At 59.3% G+C, this 16,550-nt stretch carries 14 protein-coding genes; 5 read left to right on the plus strand and 9 right to left on the minus strand.

Annotated elements, in window-relative coordinates; all coding sequences use genetic code 11:
• Positions 1 to 96 precede the first annotated feature (96 nt).
• On the minus strand, positions 97 to 1,023 hold the full coding sequence (locus tag AB4P97_RS01000) for a TIGR02285 family protein (RefSeq protein ID WP_042557836.1): 927 nt from the start codon (positions 1,021 to 1,023) through the stop codon (positions 97 to 99).
• On the minus strand, positions 1,004 to 2,203 hold the full coding sequence (locus AB4P97_RS01005) for a CaiB/BaiF CoA-transferase family protein (RefSeq protein WP_042557837.1): 1,200 nt from the start codon (positions 2,201 to 2,203) through the stop codon (positions 1,004 to 1,006). The genes AB4P97_RS01000 and AB4P97_RS01005 overlap by 20 nt, the downstream gene beginning before the upstream one ends.
• A 146-nt stretch (positions 2,204 to 2,349) precedes the next feature.
• On the opposite strand from AB4P97_RS01005, the gene AB4P97_RS01010 reads away from it, so the two are divergent.
• The 3 genes from AB4P97_RS01010 (at position 2,350) to AB4P97_RS01020 (ending at position 6,038) form a co-directional block, all read left to right on the plus strand.
• The gene (locus AB4P97_RS01010; RefSeq protein ID WP_042557838.1) at positions 2,350 to 2,892 is read left to right on the plus strand and encodes a YaeQ family protein; all 543 of its coding nucleotides are present in this window, start codon (positions 2,350 to 2,352) and stop codon (positions 2,890 to 2,892) included.
• 53 nt (positions 2,893 to 2,945) lie between these two features.
• Positions 2,946 to 4,655, plus strand: coding sequence for a single-stranded-DNA-specific exonuclease RecJ (gene recJ, locus AB4P97_RS01015; RefSeq protein ID WP_042557839.1), 1,710 nt, complete (start codon positions 2,946 to 2,948; stop codon positions 4,653 to 4,655).
• A gap of 276 nt (positions 4,656 to 4,931) precedes the next feature.
• The gene (locus AB4P97_RS01020; RefSeq protein ID WP_042557840.1) at positions 4,932 to 6,038 is read left to right on the plus strand and encodes an NADH:flavin oxidoreductase/NADH oxidase; all 1,107 of its coding nucleotides are present in this window, start codon (positions 4,932 to 4,934) and stop codon (positions 6,036 to 6,038) included.
• A gap of 202 nt (positions 6,039 to 6,240) precedes the next feature.
• Here the strand turns inward: AB4P97_RS01020 and AB4P97_RS01025 are convergent, their stop codons facing one another.
• On the minus strand, positions 6,241 to 7,869 hold the full coding sequence (locus AB4P97_RS01025) for a glucan biosynthesis protein D (protein ID WP_042557841.1): 1,629 nt from the start codon (positions 7,867 to 7,869) through the stop codon (positions 6,241 to 6,243).
• Between the two features lie 404 nt (positions 7,870 to 8,273).
• Between AB4P97_RS01025 and AB4P97_RS01030 the strand changes: the two genes are divergently transcribed.
• Entirely contained in the window at positions 8,274 to 8,459 is a 186-nt protein-coding gene (locus AB4P97_RS01030) for a hypothetical protein (protein WP_042557842.1), read from the plus strand.
• A gap of 45 nt (positions 8,460 to 8,504) precedes the next feature.
• Positions 8,505 to 8,936 carry a hypothetical protein gene (locus tag AB4P97_RS01035; RefSeq protein ID WP_395601965.1) on the plus strand — a complete coding sequence of 144 codons (432 nt, stop codon included), beginning with the start codon at positions 8,505 to 8,507 and terminating at the stop codon, positions 8,934 to 8,936.
• Between the two features lie 254 nt (positions 8,937 to 9,190).
• Here AB4P97_RS01035 and AB4P97_RS01040 read toward each other — a convergent pair whose 3' ends face one another.
• From AB4P97_RS01040 to ydcS, 6 genes are all read right to left on the minus strand, one after another.
• On the minus strand, positions 9,191 to 10,675 hold the full coding sequence (locus AB4P97_RS01040) for an APC family permease (RefSeq protein ID WP_047299872.1): 1,485 nt from the start codon (positions 10,673 to 10,675) through the stop codon (positions 9,191 to 9,193).
• 157 nt (positions 10,676 to 10,832) lie between these two features.
• Positions 10,833 to 12,257, minus strand: coding sequence for a gamma-aminobutyraldehyde dehydrogenase (locus AB4P97_RS01045; protein WP_395601966.1), 1,425 nt, complete (start codon positions 12,255 to 12,257; stop codon positions 10,833 to 10,835).
• Positions 12,258 to 12,425: 168 nt separating this feature from the next.
• Positions 12,426 to 13,235: an ABC transporter permease gene (locus tag AB4P97_RS01050; RefSeq protein ID WP_047299874.1), complete on the minus strand. Its 810-nt coding sequence runs from the start codon at positions 13,233 to 13,235 to the stop codon at positions 12,426 to 12,428.
• Positions 13,225 to 14,160 carry an ABC transporter permease gene (locus AB4P97_RS01055; RefSeq protein WP_395601967.1) on the minus strand — a complete coding sequence of 312 codons (936 nt, stop codon included), beginning with the start codon at positions 14,158 to 14,160 and terminating at the stop codon, positions 13,225 to 13,227. The genes AB4P97_RS01050 and AB4P97_RS01055 overlap by 11 nt, the downstream gene beginning before the upstream one ends.
• Position 14,161: 1 nt before the next feature.
• Positions 14,162 to 15,199 carry an ABC transporter ATP-binding protein gene (locus AB4P97_RS01060; protein ID WP_047299875.1) on the minus strand — a complete coding sequence of 346 codons (1,038 nt, stop codon included), beginning with the start codon at positions 15,197 to 15,199 and terminating at the stop codon, positions 14,162 to 14,164.
• A gap of 155 nt (positions 15,200 to 15,354) precedes the next feature.
• Positions 15,355 to 16,506, minus strand: a complete 1,152-nt coding sequence (ydcS, locus tag AB4P97_RS01065) for a putative ABC transporter substrate-binding protein YdcS (protein WP_042557848.1) — start codon at positions 16,504 to 16,506, stop codon at positions 15,355 to 15,357.
• Between the last annotated feature and the right edge of the window lie 44 nt (positions 16,507 to 16,550).

Below are 16,550 nucleotides of genomic sequence, written 5' to 3' on the forward strand. Positions count from 1 at the left end.
GGTGCTTGTCGCTTGCTGCTACTGGCCTTTATGTAGGCCACGTTTAACCCCGAGTCGTCTCCCCACTTCTCGGGGTTTCTTTTGTCCGCAATTTATTCAATGCGCCAATTGATGTTCGAAAAACCTTCGGGCCTGTTCGACGTAATCGGTGCGCATCTCAGGATCGAGCCAGTCAGCGTAGCGCTGGTTTAATAAATCGTGGGGCAGGGTGCGCAGCAACTGGTTGATCTCGGTGATCGCCTGGCGTCCCTGAGGCGTGTCAGAGCAGCCGATGTAACCCGAAAGATATTTGCCGTTGTCGCGAATCGGATAGAAGCGCAATTCGTCTTCGGCAATGTGCGCCAGTTGAGCCTGATAACGGATCTCCGGCCAGTATCCCAACACCACCTGCAACCGACCGAGGCGCTGCATCAGCAGCAGACTGTTCAGGGCGTCGTTGCCGTAATGAGCGGTCAGTGCATCCTTCGGGGCCTGGCGCAGCAAATTGTCGACCAACTCACCGTAACTGCGCTCCGCCACGACGCCGATCTTTTCTTCGCCATTGGCCAGGAGCGCGGTCAGATCGACCTCACCGTCCACCAGAAAAGGCGCCAATACGTCGTGATCTTTCTGGCGCACCACCAGCCCATTGCTGACAGCGCGGAACGCCGGGATGGAAAAAGCGATCCATTGCGCCCGCTCCTTGCTCCACATCAGCGACGGGTCGCACGTGAAGGTTGCGTTTTGAAGCATCTGCATGCCCCGGGCGCGGTTGACCCGCATCAGCGTGTGTTCGTATTGCGGCATGCCGGCGATAAGCATCGGCATCAAGTGGTCGATGACCCCCTGACCCTTTTTCGGACCTTCAAAAATGGTCAGTGGCGGCAGATCGCGCAGTAACCAGATCAAGGTCGGTTTTGCCTGTGCCCAGGCTGGCAGGGCCAGCAGAAACAACAGGCCGAACAGCCGCCACGTCCACCAGTGGAGGGCGTTTGGGGCGTCGGATATCTGCAGGCGTTTCAGCTCAAATGGCTCCGTCTTCACGCAGTCGGGCGATCTGCTTCTCGTCGTAGCCAAGATCGTGGAGTACCTGCGCATTGTGTTCACCGAGCTGCGGCCCGACCCATTCGGATGAGCCCGGTGTCTCTGAGAGTTTCGGCACGATGCCGGGCATCTTGAAGGGCTTGCCATCCGGCAATTTGGCGTGCAGGAACATTTCCCGGGCCAGATATTGTGGATCGGTGAACATGTCCTCGGCGCTGAAGATCCGGCTGACCGGCACGTCGGCCTGATTGAGCAGATCCAGCACGGTCTGCAGTGGCAGCGAATTGACCCAGCGATCAATTACGCCATACAACTCGTCACGTCGACTGTCGCGCCCGTCGTTGCTGGCCAGCATTGGGTCGTTGGCCAGATCTTCACGGCCGATGGTCAGCATGAAACGCTTGAAAATCGCATCGCCGTTGGCGCCGATCTGCACATGCTTGCCGTCGGCGCTGGTGTGGATCGAGGAGGGCGTGATGCCGGGCATGATGTTGCCGGTGCGCTCGCGGATGAAACCGAACACATCGAACTCCGGCACCATGCTTTCCATCATGGCGAAGATTGCTTCATACAGTGCGACATCGACCACTTGGCCCAAACCACCGTTGACCTCACGATGACGCAGCGCCATCAGCGCGCCGATCACGCCCCACAGCGCTGCAATCGAATCGCCGATGGAGATACCGGTGCGCACCGGCGGCCGATCCTCGAAACCGGTGATGTAGCGCAAGCCACCCATGGATTCGCCCACGGCTCCGAAACCCGGTTGATCCTTCATCGGCCCGGTCTGACCAAAACCGGAGAGGCGCACCATCACCAGTTTTGGGTTCAAGGCGTGCAGGGTTTCCCAGCTCAGACCGAGTTTTTCCAATACGCCCGGGCGGAAGTTCTCAATCAGGATGTCGGCTTCAGCGAGGAGTTTTTTCAGGATGGCCAAACCGTCAGGGTGTTTGAGGTTCAGCGTCAGCGACTTCTTGTTGCGCGCCTGAACAAACCACCACAAGGACGTGCCTTCGTACAGCTTGCGCCATTTGCGCAGCGGATCACCGCCGTCCGGCGATTCGATCTTGATCACTTCGGCGCCGAACTCGCCGCAAATGCGCGAGGCAAATGGCCCGGCAATCAACGTACCCAATTCAATGACTTTCACACCGCTGAGCGGTTTATTGGCGAACGGCATACAGAATCCTGTAGGACAAGGCTGAGCGTATACAGCGTTTTAACATAGCCGGCCGTCAGGCGCCCCAAGTTGATCGCCATCAATTCGATGATTGCCTACCGCATCGGTTAGACTTGCCGACTTTCCTCGTATCAAGAAGCCCGTTCATGGCCCAGCCTTCCACCACCTACAAGTTTGAACTGAACCTCACCGACCTCGACCGCAGTGTCTACGAGAGCGTCAAGCAAACCATCGCCCGTCACCCTTCGGAGACCGAAGAGCGCATGACCGTACGGTTGCTGGCCTACGCCCTCTGGTACAACGAGCAGTTGTCGTTTGGCCGTGGTCTGTCAGATGTGGATGAACCTGCTCTGTGGGAAAAAAGCCTGGACGACCGTGTCCTGCACTGGATCGAAGTCGGCCAGCCTGACTCCGACCGTCTGACCTGGTGCTCGCGCCGTACCGAACGCACCAGCCTGCTCGCCTATGGCAGCCTGCGCGTGTGGGAAACCAAGGTGATCCCGGCGATCAAGAACCTGAAAAACGTCAACATCGCCGCCGTCCCGCAAGAAGTCCTGGAAACCCTGGCCAAGGACATGCCCCGCGTCATCAAGTGGGACGTGATGATCAGCGAAGGGACGATCTTCGTCACCGACGACCGTGGTCAACACGAAGTCCAGTTGCAATGGCTGCAAGGCGAGCGCGGCTGATTCGCGCCATCGCTGATTAATCCTACGTATTCAAGAGAAGTCTCCGTCACCCCATGCGCATCGAACCTCGCCAACTGCCTGCCACTCTGCCATTTCTAGGTGATCTGCCGCCGCTGCTGACCCGCTTGTACGCGGCGCGGGGCGTGCGGTCCGAGGTGGAGCTGGACAAGAGCCTCAAGCACTTGATCCCGTTTGAGAAACTCAAGGGTATCGAGGCCGCGGTAGACCTGCTGGTGACAGCGCTGGAACAACGGCAGCGCATCCTCATCGTCGGTGACTTCGATGCCGATGGCGCGACGGCCAGCACCGTCGGCATGCTTGGCTTGCGCTTGTTGGGCGCGGCGCATGTCGACTATCTGGTGCCGAACCGCTTTGAATACGGCTACGGCCTGACCCCGGAAATCGTCGAAGTCGCACTGACCCGCGAGCCGCAATTGTTGATCACTGTCGACAACGGAATCTCCAGCGTCGAAGGTGTGGCTGCCGCCAAGAAGGCCGGGCTCAAAGTATTGATCACCGACCACCACTTGCCCGGCGATGAGTTGCCGATGGCCGATGCGCTGGTCAATCCAAACCAGCCGGGCTGCGAGTTCCCAAGCAAGGCGCTGGCCGGGGTCGGGGTGATTTTCTACGTGTTGATGGCCTTGCGTGCGCGCCTGCGCAGCCTCGGCTGGTACGAGAACGCGCCGCAACCGAACATCGGCGAACTGCTCGATCTGGTGGCGCTGGGCAGCGTCGCTGACGTGGTGCCGCTGGACGCCAACAACCGGATTCTGGTGCACCAGGGGTTGGAGCGGATTCGTGCCGGGCGCGCGCGGCCGGGGATCAAAGCGATTCTCGAGGTAGCCAAGCGTGATGCGGCGCGTATCACTTCAACCGATCTGGGATTCATCGTCGGTCCACGGCTGAACGCCGCCGGGCGTCTGGATGACATGAGCCTGGGCATCGAATGCCTGCTCACCGCCGACGTCAACCTCGCCCGGGAAATGGCCGCGCAACTGGATGGCATGAATCAGGATCGCAAATCCATCGAGCAGGGCATGCAGCGTGAAGCACTGGCCCAGCTCAAGGATCTGCCCGTCGAGTCGATGCCGTTTGGCCTGTGCCTGTTTGATCCTGAATGGCACCAGGGTGTTATCGGTATTCTGGCCTCGCGGATGAAAGAGCGTTATTTCCGTCCGACCATTGCCTTTGCCGATGCTGGCGACGGTTTGCTCAAGGGCTCCGGGCGTTCGGTGCAGGGGTTCCATATTCGCGATGCGTTGAGCGTGGTCGCGGCGCAACACCCTAACCTGATCGCCAAGTACGGTGGCCACGCGATGGCGGCTGGCCTGACCTTGCCGCAAGAGAATTTTCCGTTATTCGCCGAAGCATTCGACGCCGAAGTGCGTAGGCAGCTTCGCGAAGAGGACCTGACCGGGCGCTTGCTGTCCGATGGCACGCTGGCCGTTGAAGAATTCCACCTCGAACTGGCCCGCGCCCTGCGCCATGCCGGGCCGTGGGGGCAACACTTCCCTGAGCCGCTGTTCCACGGTGTGTTCCAGTTGGTCGAGCAGCGCGTGGTCGGCGAGCGTCACCTGAAAGTCGTGCTGAAAAGCGAATGCGGCTCGGTGAAACTCGACGGCATTGCGTTCGGTATCGATCGTGATATCTGGCCCAACCCGACGATTCAATGGGTCGAACTGGCTTACAAACTCGACGTCAACGAATTCCGCGGCAACGAGACCGTGCAACTGATGATTGCTCACATCGAACCGCGTTAACCCCATTCACGAGCAGGTCACATCGTCGCTCCCACACCTGGAATGCATTCCCTTGTGGGAGCGAGCTTGCTCGCGAAAGCGGTCTGTCAAACACAGAATCACTCTGAACCCTCCCTCATCCCCGGTTGTCGACTAGGCTCTAAGCACTGCTTGATTGGCCTTGTGACGTCTTGTCGAATTTTTTGCCCGCGGGGGCGGGTGCTGCACCTTTTCCTGTCACTCGTCGACTTTTCAAACAGAACCCTGGAGCCTGCCCACTGATTTGAGAGGTGCCCCATGAGTCTGCTGCTTGAACCTTTTAACCTTCGCCAACTGACCCTGCCCAACCGCATCGCCGTATCGCCCATGTGCCAGTATTCCAGCGTCGACGGCCTGGCCAACGACTGGCATCTGGTGCACCTCGGCAGCCGCGCGGTGGGCGGCGCCGGGCTGGTATTCACCGAAGCCACGGCGGTCACGGCCGACGGGCGGATCACCGCCGAAGACCTTGGCCTGTGGAACGACGACCAGATCGAACCGCTGCAACGCATCACCCGATTCATTACCGCTCAGGGCGCGGTCGCCGGCATTCAACTGGCTCACGCCGGGCGCAAGGCCAGCACTCACCGCCCGTGGATTGGCAAACATGGCAGCGTCAAACCCGATGATGGCGGCTGGACGCCGGTCGGCCCTTCACCGATTGCCTTCGACCCGCAACATACCCAACCGAAACAGCTCGATGAAGCGCAGATCGCTGACGTCATTCAAGCCTTTGTGGATGCCGCCAAGCGCGCGCTGACGGCGGGCTTCAGTGTGGTCGAAGTGCATGCGGCCCACGGTTACCTGCTGCATCAGTTTCTGTCGCCGCTGAGTAATCAACGGCGGGATCAGTACGGCGGCTCATTCGAAAACCGCATTCGCCTGGTGCTGCAGGTCACCGAAGCCGTTCGCGCTGTCTGGCCGGAAGAGTTGCCGGTGTTTGTCCGCGTGTCGGCTACCGACTGGGTCGAGGACGGCTGGAACCCTGACGAAACCGTGGAGCTGGCGCGTCGCCTGCATACCCTCGGCGTGGACTTGATCGACGTTTCGTCGGGCGGCACCGCAGCCAACGCTGAGATTCCCGTTGGGCCGGGCTATCAAACCCGCTTCGCCGAGCGCGTGCGCAAGGAGTCAGGCATCGCCACCGGCACTGTGGGAATGATTACCGAGCCCGCCCAGGCCGAGCACATTCTGCGCACCTGCCAGGCCGACATCATCTTCCTCGCCCGCGAGCTGCTGCGTGATCCGTACTGGCCGCTGCACGCCGATGATGACCTGGGTGGGCGCAAAGCCGTATGGCCGGCGCAATATCAGCGCGCGACTCATCGTGATCAGCCGATTCATGAGTCTGATCTGCGCGATTGAGTTGGTAGCGGTTAGGCAAAAAGCCCCGGTCAGTGATGGCCGGGGCTTTGTTTTGTCTGATGATCTTTTGTTGAAATACTGCCGTCATCGCTGGCAAGCCAGCTCCCACAGGTTTGGCGTCGTACACAAAAATTGTGATCAACACCAAACACTGTGGGAGCTGGCTTGCCAGCGATGAGGCCCGTGCAGGCGCCTCAAATCATCAAGGGTATTTGCGCTTGTCCGGCGCCGGCGGGAAGTACTGGTACAACCAGGTCTCGCTCAGCGTGCGGTCATTGGTACGGATGAACAACCGCAGCTCAACCGGCTCCACGCTGTCATTGGTTGGATACCAATCGAACAGGATCCGATAGCCCTTGATGTCATCCAGCACCAGCACGCTGAAGTCCTGCACCTTGCCGTTCGAGCAGGTGACTACTGGCTCGATCCCGGTGCCTGGCGGCAGGCGATCGAGCCCGCCTCCGTTGAAGTCCACGGCGAAACGACGCGCCCAGACTGGCGGATAGTGCTCGCCGGGTGCCCAGCCTTCGACGAAACCGCCCATCCCGGAACGCGTCGCGTGCACCCGCGCCAACGGCGTACTCACTGGCGGCAGGGCGCTCCAGTACAGCTTGTAGCCGTAATTCAGAGAATCCCCGGCAGCCACCGGTTTTTTCGGTGTCCAGAACGCCACGATGTTATCGAGGGTCTCGCCGGTTGTAGGAATTTCCAACAGATCGATAGAGCCTTCGCCCCACGCGGTTGTAGGTTCTACCCACAGGCTCGGGCGCTTGCTGTACCAGTCGACGGTGTCCTGATAGTTGGCGAACTCATGGTCGGTCTGCACCAGGCCAAAGCCCTTCGGATCGGTGTCGGCAAACGCGTTGAATTGCAGGGTTGCCGGGTTGTTCAGCGGGCGGCAGATCCACTCGCCGTTGCCACGCCACATCGCCAGGCGGTCCGAATCGTGGATTTGCGGGTGAATGGTGTCGCACATACGGCGCTCGTGGGTGCCGCAACTGAACATACTGGTCATCGGCGAGATGCCCAACTGTTCGATGGCAGTACGTGCATTGATGTGTGCGTCGACTTCCATTACCACGCGCTCGGCCTGGCAATCGATATCGAAACGGTAAGCGCCGGTGGCACTCGGTGAATCGAGCAGGGCATACACCACAAAACGCGTGGCGTTTTTGTCCGGCGTTTCGAACCAGAACTTGGTGAAGTCAGGGAATTCTTCGCGTTTCTTCGCGTAAGTGTCGATCGCCAGCCCGCGCGCCGAAAGGCCATATTGGCCAGTGGCATCGACTGCACGGAAATAGCTGGCGCCGAGAAACGACAGCACGTCATGCCGATCAAGTTCCGGAGCCTTGAACAACTTGAAACCGGCAAAACCCAGGTCGCCCTTGAGCTGCTGGGTGTCGACCGAAGTGTTTTCATAGTTGAACAGCGCCGGACGGAAATGCACTTCGCGGGCGGTGCGGGTCTTGGCATCGACGCTGTACATGCGCACCGGCTGGCGGAAACCCATGCCGACGTGGAAGAACTGCACGTCCAGTTGACCCTTGTTCTCCTTCCACAACGAATGCTCGCCGTCGTAGCGGATCGCGTTGAAGTTTTGCGGGGTCATGGTCGCCAGGGTCGGCGGCAGCACCTGTTTGGTGTTCTGATAGGCGTTGCCAGCGAGTTGCTTGGCCTGACGCTTCAGCGCTTCGAAATCGAAGGACTGTGCCTCGCCATCGGCGGCGCCACCATTGGCAGCCCAGGCACGACTGGCCAGCAGGCCGGTGGCCGAAAGACCGGTGTAAGCCGCAATGGCCATGGACGCTTTGAGCAAATTCCTGCGGTGCATAAATACAACCTGTCGTGTGCAATCCCGCGCCTTTCCTGGCACGTGCTGGATCATAAAAAACGGTTCGGGCAAGCCTTCGACCAAACGCAACGGACTATAAACAGATGCCGGATAGCTTAAACCGTTCGATTGTCGAGCAGAAATGATTGATTACAAGACGTCGGCTGGCAATGAAACAAGACATGTCTGTATTTTTTCCGACAGCGCTTTCTGATTTATACGACATATCTGCTTTTCTCGACTAATTACTCTAAATAACCCTTTCCAGCGCCGAATTAATTTCTATTCTATGGGCATGACCGGTCGCGAACGTTCAGACCGGTGGGGCACTCGACGCTGCTGAAAGGGGCAGGGCGATGTGGTGGTTTAGCAGTTCTTTGACGTATTAGAGAAGGACATCGTCCATGGAAAAAATACAAGGCATCACCGACATGTTGGGCATCTTTCCCTGCCTGGGCAGCGGCCGCAGAAGACGCCGGCTCAGCTCCGACGAGCTGAAACTGGTGGAACGTTATCGAGAGCTTTCGGAGAGCGACCGGATAGCGATGCGCTATCTGGTGGACGCGATGAGGAGTGTTTCGCGGTTCTGACTCTGTGAAAGCCATTTGGCTTTTACAGCGCGCAGATCAATCAACTTGCGCAGTAAACCTGTGGCGAGGGAGCGAGCTCCCCTCGCCACAGGTTTTTTGTTGGATGTGAACTCAACGACAACTGAATTTATTGCCGGCTCTATCAACATCAAGAGCCTTGATCCGAAGGTTAAAGAGCGCATCAATAATATCGTTGCGTCGGATTTTGAAGTGGTGGTGGGTGATGCAGGGGGCGCCGATACCTCCATTCAGGAGTACCTGTTGAGCCTCGAACGATCCAGAACCACGGTGTTCTGCAGCGGTTCAACGCTGCGGAATAACCTTGGGCAGTGGCCCGCCAGAACAGTCGACTCCCAACATTCCAAAGGATCGAGAGCCTTCTTCACTGAGAAAGACGTAGTCATGGCCGAAGCGGCTGACTACGGCTTGATGCATCTGGGATGCAAAGAGCACCGGCACGCTCAGCAACGTCATTGAATTGTTGTCGAGAAAGAAGAAGTCGCTTGTTTTCGTCAACAAGGAAAAGGAATTCAAAGTGGTCGGAGACGTCAATCAGCTCGAAGAGTTGATTACTTTCATTTCCGACCACGCCAAGCAAAAAGCCAACGAAAAAATAAAGTTGTTCGACCGTATTTCCTCGTTGAAGCACGATCAGGCAGAGCTTTCTTTTTGATGATTTTTCTCGGCTTTCCTGAACCCCGGCACCTAGTCGGTGCCGAGGTCAAAAACTCTTAGCGACTCACCTTCCAGGCATCCCCAGCCGGCGCCTTACCATGGTCATACGGCTTGCCAATCCACATGTACAACAAGCCCAACCCAATCACGATCGCGGTGCTCAGCACCATCGCATAGTTCACGTACCACGCCGCATCCGGCGTACGTGGCCAGGCCATGTTGATGATCGCGCCAACGCCGTACACCAGCGCGCCGATGTTCACCGGCCAGCCCCACGCGCCGAGGGTGAATTTGCCGCTGGGTTTCCAGCCTTTGCTACGCGCGTACAGCGCGGCCAGCACGATCATCTGGAACGCGAGGTAGATGCCGATTGCCGCGAAACTGACGATGGTCGCCACGGCGTCTTGCAGGAAGAAACCGAGGGCGATGATCAGGGCCGGCAGGACGCCGGACACGAACAGCGCAGCGACCGGCACCTGGGTCGTAGGAGAGATCTTTTTCAGCAGTCGGCTGCCGATGACCATTTCATCGCGGGCGTAGGAGTACAGCAGACGACTCGCTGCAGCCTGTAGGCTGATGACGCACGAGATGAAGGAAATCATCACTACACCCATCACTACTTTCGAGCCGACCGGGCCGAACGCGTTGTTGAGGATGGTGGTGACCGGGTCTTTGTCGGTGCCGTTGATCACCGCTTGCATGTCCGGTACGGCGAGGATCAGCGCCAGACAGGCAAACATCGCTGCGATGCCACCGATGTAGATGGTCATGCGCATGGCCACCGGGATTTTTGCGCTCGGGTTAGGGGTTTCTTCGGCAACATCGCCGCAGGCCTCGAAGCCGTAGTAGAGGAACATCCCCGCCAGCGAGGCAGTGAGGAACGCCGGCAGGTACGAGCCATCGATGCTGATGTCGAAGGTGTTGAACAGCACGCTGAGCGGCTGGTGACGCTCGAAGACCAGCAGGTAAACACCGACGATCACCGCGCCGACCAGTTCGCAGAGGAAGCCGAACATGGCGATGCGCGCCAGTACTTTGGTGCCGCTGAGGTTGACCAGCGTGGCGAACAACGTCAGCACCAGGGCGATGACGATGTTGGTGTTGTTGCTCGGCTCAAATCCCAGCATGGCTGCCAGGTACGGGCCAGCACCGACTGCAACGGCAGCAATGGTGACGCACAGTGCGATGGAGTAGATCCAGCCGACCATCCACGCCCATTTCTTGCCGACCAGTCGGCGCGCCCATGGGTAAACGCCGCCAGAAATCGGGAACTGCGAAACCACTTCGCCGAAGATCAGGCACACCAGCAACTGGCCGCAACCAACCAGCAAATAGGCCCAGAACATCGGCGGGCCACCAGCGGCGAGGCATAGGCCGAACAGGGTATAAACCCCTACGACCGGTGACAGATAGGTGAAGCCCAGCGCGAAGTTTTCCCACAGGCTCATGCTGCGATTGAAGTTGGAGGTGTAGCCGAGTTTGCGCAGTTGTTCGGCATCGCTGTCGGCGACGGCAACTGAGAGGTCGGGTGATGCACTCATGTGTGTTTGCTCCGTGAAATCGGCAGATTTCGGATGGCCGAGGCCGTGGCGGGGCTTTGGGAGCGCCGCCCGGTTCGGTAGTTATTGTTTTGGGATCCTGTGTTGCGCAGTGCCGGTTCCGTCCTAAAACCGCGGTGCTCGCGAAGCTTTTAAAGGCTTAATGCTTGAACATCACATGCCGAACGGTGGTGTAGTCCTCCAGCCCATACATGGACATGTCCTTGCCGTAACCGGACAGTTTCTGACCGCCATGGGGCATTTCGCTGACCAGCATGAAGTGCGTATTCACCCAGGTGCAGCCGTACTGCAACCGTGCCGACATCCGATGGGCGCGTCCTACATCAGCTGTCCAAACGGAGGACGCCAAGCCGTAGTCCGAATCGTTGGCCCATTCCAGCGCCTGCGCTTCATCGGTGAATTTGGTCACCGACACCACCGGCCCGAACACTTCGCGGCGGACAATCTCGTCGTCCTGTTGCGCGTCAGCCAACACCGTCGGTTCAAAGAAGAAACCATTTCCGTCCACAGCCTTGCCGCCCGTGATCAAGCGAATGTGCGGTTGGGCAACGGCACGTTCGACGAACGATGCGACACGATCACGATGCTGTGCAGTAATCAGCGGCCCCAGTTCGGTAGAAGGATCATCCTGCAAGCCGTACTTGATGCTGCTGACTGCCGCGCCGAGCTTCTCGACGAATTTGTCGTAAATGCCTTGCTGGGCGTAGATCCGGCACGCGGCGGTGCAGTCCTGCCCGGCGTTGTAAAAACCAAAGGTGCGAATGCCTTCAACCGCCGCATCGATATCAGCATCGTCGAAGATGATCACCGGCGCCTTGCCGCCCAGTTCCATGTGCATGCGTTTGACGCTGTCGGCGGTGCTGGAAATGATGTTCGAACCGGTCGCGATGGACCCGGTCAGCGAGACCATGCGCACTTTTGGATGTGTGACCAACGGACTGCCGACCGTAGGACCACGGCCAAACACCAGATTGAGTACGCCCGCCGGGAAGATTTCCGACGCCAGTTCGGCCAGACGCAACGCGGTCAGCGGGGTTTGTTCCGACGGCTTGAGCACCACGGTATTACCGGCGGCGAGGGCGGGGGCGATTTTCCAGGCGACCATCATCAGCGGGTAGTTCCACGGCGCGATGGAGGCGATCACGCCGACCGGGTCGCGGCGGATCATCGAGGTGTGGCCGGGCAGGTATTCGCCGCCGGCCGAACCGCTCATGCAACGGCTGGCGCCGGCGAAGAAACGGAACACGTCGGCAATTGCCGGGATCTCGTCGTTGAGCGCGGCGCTGTAGGGTTTACCGCAATTGTCGGACTCGAGTTTGGCCAGTTCTTCGCCGTGGGCTTCGATGGCGTCGGCGAGTTTGAGCAGCAGCAGCGAACGGTCTTTCGGTGCGGTTTGCGACCACTCGGCGAAGGCATTGTCGGCGGCACGCACGGCGGCATCGACCTGGGCTTCGCTGGCTTCGTTGATTTCCACCAGCACTTCGCCGAGCGCGGGGTTGAGCACCGGTTGGGAGGGGCCTTCGCCGTTGACCAATTGGCCGTTGATCAAGAGTTTGGTTTGCATGTCAGTTGTCCTCTTCGAATCTATTATTTTTCTGCCGAAACCGGATTGAAACTGTGGGAGCGAGCCTGCTCGCGAAAGCGGTGTATCAGTCGACATCAATGCTGGATGTGACGGCCTCTTTGCGAGCAGGCTCGCTCCCGCAGGAAAATGGTGGTGTCTGTCAGGGATTCATTTGCCGCCACTCCCCGCCACGCTCTCACCACCCCGCGTCAGGTAGTACGCGCCCAGGATCGGCAGCATGGTCACCATCATCACCAGCATGGCGACGACGTTGGTCACCGGCACATCCCGTGGGCGGCTGAGCTGGTTGAGCAGCCACAACGGCAACGTGCGTTCATGACCGGCGGTAAACGTGGTGACGATGATTTCGTCGAACGACAGCGCAAACGCCAACATGCCGCCGGCCAGCAACGCCGAGCCGAGGTTTGGCAGGATGATGTAGCGAAAGGTCTGCCAACCATCGGCGCCCAGATCCATCGAAGCCTCGATCAAACTGTGCGAAGTGCGGCGCAGGCGGGCGATGACGTTGTTGTAAACGATCACCACACAGAAGGTCGCGTGGCCGACGATGATGGTGAACATTCCCGGTTCGATCCCCAGCGTCTTGAAGGTCGCCAGCAGCGCGATTCCCGTGATGATCCCGGGCAGCGCGATCGGCAGGATCAGCATCAACGAAATGCCCTGTTTGCCGAAGAAATCGCGGCGGTACAAAGCCGCCGAGGCGAGCGTGCCGAGGACCATCGCGATCAAGGTGGCGATGGCTGCGATTTGCAGCGACAACTTGATCGATTCCAGAACGTCCGTTCGCGAAAACGCCACGCTGAACCAGTGCAGCGTGAAGCCCTTCGGCGGAAAGCTGAACGCGGCCTCTTCGGTGTTGAAGGCGTAAAGGAAGATGATCAGGATCGGGAAGTGCAGAAACACCAACCCACCCCAGGCTGCGATGCGCAGGCCCAGTGAAGCGCGCTCAGAGTGCATCGAAGGCCCCCAGTCGTTTAACGATGGACAGGTAGATGGCAATCAACACAATCGGCACCAACGTAAACGCGGCGGCCATCGGCATGTTGCCAATCGCACCTTGCTGCGCATACACCATGCTGCCCACGAAGTAGCCCGGCGGGCCCACCAGTTGCGGCACGATGAAGTCGCCCAAGGTCAGGGAAAACGTGAAGATCGATCCGGCGGCAATCCCCGGAATCGACAGCGGCAGAATCACCTGCATGAAGGTCTGGCGCGGCTTGGCGCCAAGGTCGGCCGAAGCCTGCAATAACGACGGCGGCAGGCGCTCCAGCGAAGCCTGAATCGGCAGGATCATGAACGGCAACCAGATGTAGACGAACACCATGAACCGCCCCAGATGCGAGGTCGACAAGGTGCTGCCGCCCACGCCAGGAATCCCGAGGATGAACTGCAAAACCGGTTCCAGCCCCAGGTGCTGAATGAACCACTGCGCCACGCCACCCTTGGCCAGCAACAACGTCCACGCGTAAGCCTTGACGATGTAACTGGCCCACATCGGCATCATCACCGCGATGTAGAAAAACGCCTTGGTCTTGCCGGTGGTGTAGCGCGCCATGTAGTAGGCAATCGGGAACGCCAGGATGGCGCTGGCAATCGACACGACGATGGCCATGCTCAGCGTGCGCAGGATGATGTCGAAGTTCGACGGCTGGAACAGCGCGGCAAAGTTCGCCAGCGTCAGGTCAGGAGTGACCGCCATGGTGAAGTCGTCGAAGGTGTAGAAACCCTGCCACAACAGCACCAGCAACGAGCCGAGATAGATCGCGCCGAACCACAGCAGCGGCGGCACCAGCAGCATCGACAAATACAGGTTCGGCTTGCGGTAGAGCAGGTTGGAAAACCTGCGCAATGGCGGCGATTGAGTCATCGCGAGCGTGCTCATTTCACACCCCGCTCGTCACGGTATCGTGCAGCGGGATCATCGCTTCCCGCGCCCAGCGTGCGCTAAGGCGTTGACCGGTCTGATGTTGTGCGCTGCTATCGATCCACTGGTTGTTGGCGTGGCTGATGCTCAGGGTCTGGCCGTTTTCCAGGGTCAATTCATAGCGCGTGGCGCTGCCCTGATACTGGATGTCGTGGAGCAAACCGCTGACTTCGATTTCATGGCTGGCCAAGGGGCCTTCGGCGAAACGCACATGTTCCGGACGAATCGAAAACGGCTGCGGATGGCCGCTGATCTGCCGCGCCAGTTCACCCCGAATCACGTTCGATGTGCCGACGAATTCGGCGACGAAAGTGGTGGTCGGTTTCATGTACAGATTACGCGGCGTATCGACCTGTTCGATGCGACCCTTGTTGAATACGGCGACGCGATCGGACATCGACAGCGCTTCGGTCTGATCGTGGGTGACGAAGATGAAGGTGATCCCGAGCTGGCGTTGCAGCTTCTTCAGTTCGCTTTGCATTTGCTCGCGCAGTTTCAAATCCAGCGCGCCGAGCGGCTCATCGAGTAGCAGCACTCGCGGACGATTGACCAAGGCGCGGGCGAGGGCCACGCGCTGGCGCTGACCACCGGACAACTGCACCGGTTTGCGTGCGCCGTAGCCGCCGAGCGCGACCATGTCCAAGGCTTCTTCAGCGCGTTTGTGGCGCTCGGTTTTGCCGACACCTTTGACCTTCAAACCGTAGGCGACGTTGTCGAGCACGTTCATGTGCGGGAACAGCGCGTAATCCTGAAACACAGTGTTTACGTCACGTTGATACGGCGGCAAACCCGCCGCTTCGACGCCGTGAATGCGAATCGAACCGGCGCTCGGTTGTTCGAACCCGGCGATCAAGCGCAAGCAGGTGGTTTTGCCGGAGCCGGAAGGGCCGAGCATGGAAAAGAACTCGCCGTCCTGGATATCGATGGAAACCCGGTCAACGGCCTTAACTTCGCCGAACTGCCGGGAAACATTGGTGAACTGGACTGCAAGCGTCATGGTGCGGTGCTCCAAAAAGGCGAAAGCCGTCGCAGCGGCCCTGCCTGGACTTCTGAAAAAGCTGAAATATCTAACGGTGAATGCGATCTGCTTTTTAGCGCCCTATCCCCCCGGGGGGCGGGGGGGAAGGGAGCTTGACCGAGCTGTTCTCGAGCTTAGCGACCGCCCATGATCGCGATGTAGTCCTGTGTCCAGCGGCTGTACGGCACAAACTTGCCGCCCTCGGCCTGCGGGGTTTTCCAGAAGGCGATCTTGTCGAACTGGTCGAAACCGTTGGTCTTGCAACCCTCGGCGCCAAGCAATTCGCTCTCCTTGCACGCCGCCGGCACGGCCGGTAACGAGCCAAACCACGCCGCCACATCACCCTGGACTTTCGGTTGCAGCGACCAGTCCATCCACTTGTAGGCGCAGTTCGGATGCTTGGCCTCGGCGTGCAACATGGTGGTGTCGGCCCAACCGGTGGCGCCTTCTTTCGGGATGGTCGAAGCGATTGGCTGCTTCTCGTTGATCAGGCCGTTGACCTGATACGGCCAGGCGCTGGAGGCGACCACGCCTTCGTTTTTGAAGTCGCTCATCTGCACCGTGGTGTCGTGCCAGTAGCGGTGGATCAGCGGCTGCTGCGCGCGCAACAGATCCAGCACAGCCTTGTACTGCGCTTCGGTCAGTTGATACGGGTCGCTGATGCCCAATTCAGGCTTGGCCGATTTCAGGTACAGCGCGGCATCGGCAATGTAGATCGGTCCGTCATACGCCTGCACACGGCCCTTGTTCGCTTTGCCGTCCGGCAGGTTCTGCGCGTCGAACAGCACATTCCAGCTGGTCGGCGCAGTCTTGAACACGTTGGTGTTGTACATCAGCACGTTCGGCCCCCACTGGTACGGGGTGCCGTAAGTCTGATTGTTGACCACGTACCACGGCGCATCTTTCAGGCGTGGGTCGAGGGTTTTCCAGTTCGGGATCAACGCGGTGTTGATCGGTTGCACACGCTTGCCGACGATCAACCGCAGCGACGCATCGCCCGACGCGGTAACCAGGTCGTAACCGCCCTTGGCCATCAGGCTGACCATTTCGTCAGAGGTCGCGGCGGTTTTCACGTTGACCTTGCAGCCGGTTTCCTTCTCGAAACCGGTCACCCAGTCGTAGGCCTTGTCGCTCTCGCCACGTTCGATGTAGCCCGGCCAGGCGACGATATCCAACTGACCTTCACCAGCGCCGACAGCCTTCAGCGGTTCTGCCGCTTGCAGGCTGGCGCTGGCCAGCAGGGCCGTGGTGATTGCACTGAGCAGTGCGGTCTTGTGCACGAACATGGTTAAACCCTCTTCTTTAAATTATGGTCGGGGCAGTTGTGAAC

Origin of the sequence: Pseudomonas sp. A1230 (genome assembly GCF_044218825.1) — a bacterium.
In the GTDB taxonomy this organism is placed as follows: Bacteria; Pseudomonadota; Gammaproteobacteria; order Pseudomonadales; family Pseudomonadaceae; genus Aquipseudomonas; species Aquipseudomonas iridis.

What these genes read in the sequence shown, in the direction of transcription:
- AB4P97_RS01005 (WP_042557837.1), bottom strand. Translation starts at nt 2,203, where the DNA reads ATGCCGTTCGCCAATAAACCGCTCAGCGGTGTGAAAGTCATTGAATTG.
- AB4P97_RS01030 (WP_042557842.1), top strand. Translation starts at nt 8,274, where the DNA reads ATGGAAAAAATACAAGGCATCACCGACATGTTGGGCATCTTTCCCTGC.
- AB4P97_RS01060 (WP_047299875.1), bottom strand. Translation starts at nt 15,199, where the DNA reads ATGACGCTTGCAGTCCAGTTCACCAATGTTTCCCGGCAGTTCGGCGAA.
- AB4P97_RS01050 (WP_047299874.1), bottom strand. Translation starts at nt 13,235, where the DNA reads ATGCACTCTGAGCGCGCTTCACTGGGCCTGCGCATCGCAGCCTGGGGT.
- AB4P97_RS01020 (WP_042557840.1), top strand. Translation starts at nt 4,932, where the DNA reads ATGAGTCTGCTGCTTGAACCTTTTAACCTTCGCCAACTGACCCTGCCC.
- AB4P97_RS01025 (WP_042557841.1), bottom strand. Translation starts at nt 7,869, where the DNA reads ATGCACCGCAGGAATTTGCTCAAAGCGTCCATGGCCATTGCGGCTTAC.
- recJ (WP_042557839.1), top strand. Translation starts at nt 2,946, where the DNA reads ATGCGCATCGAACCTCGCCAACTGCCTGCCACTCTGCCATTTCTAGGT.
- AB4P97_RS01055 (WP_395601967.1), bottom strand. Translation starts at nt 14,160, where the DNA reads ATGAGCACGCTCGCGATGACTCAATCGCCGCCATTGCGCAGGTTTTCC.
- AB4P97_RS01040 (WP_047299872.1), bottom strand. Translation starts at nt 10,675, where the DNA reads ATGAGTGCATCACCCGACCTCTCAGTTGCCGTCGCCGACAGCGATGCC.
- ydcS (WP_042557848.1), bottom strand. Translation starts at nt 16,506, where the DNA reads ATGTTCGTGCACAAGACCGCACTGCTCAGTGCAATCACCACGGCCCTG.
- AB4P97_RS01045 (WP_395601966.1), bottom strand. Translation starts at nt 12,257, where the DNA reads ATGCAAACCAAACTCTTGATCAACGGCCAATTGGTCAACGGCGAAGGC.
- AB4P97_RS01010 (WP_042557838.1), top strand. Translation starts at nt 2,350, where the DNA reads ATGGCCCAGCCTTCCACCACCTACAAGTTTGAACTGAACCTCACCGAC.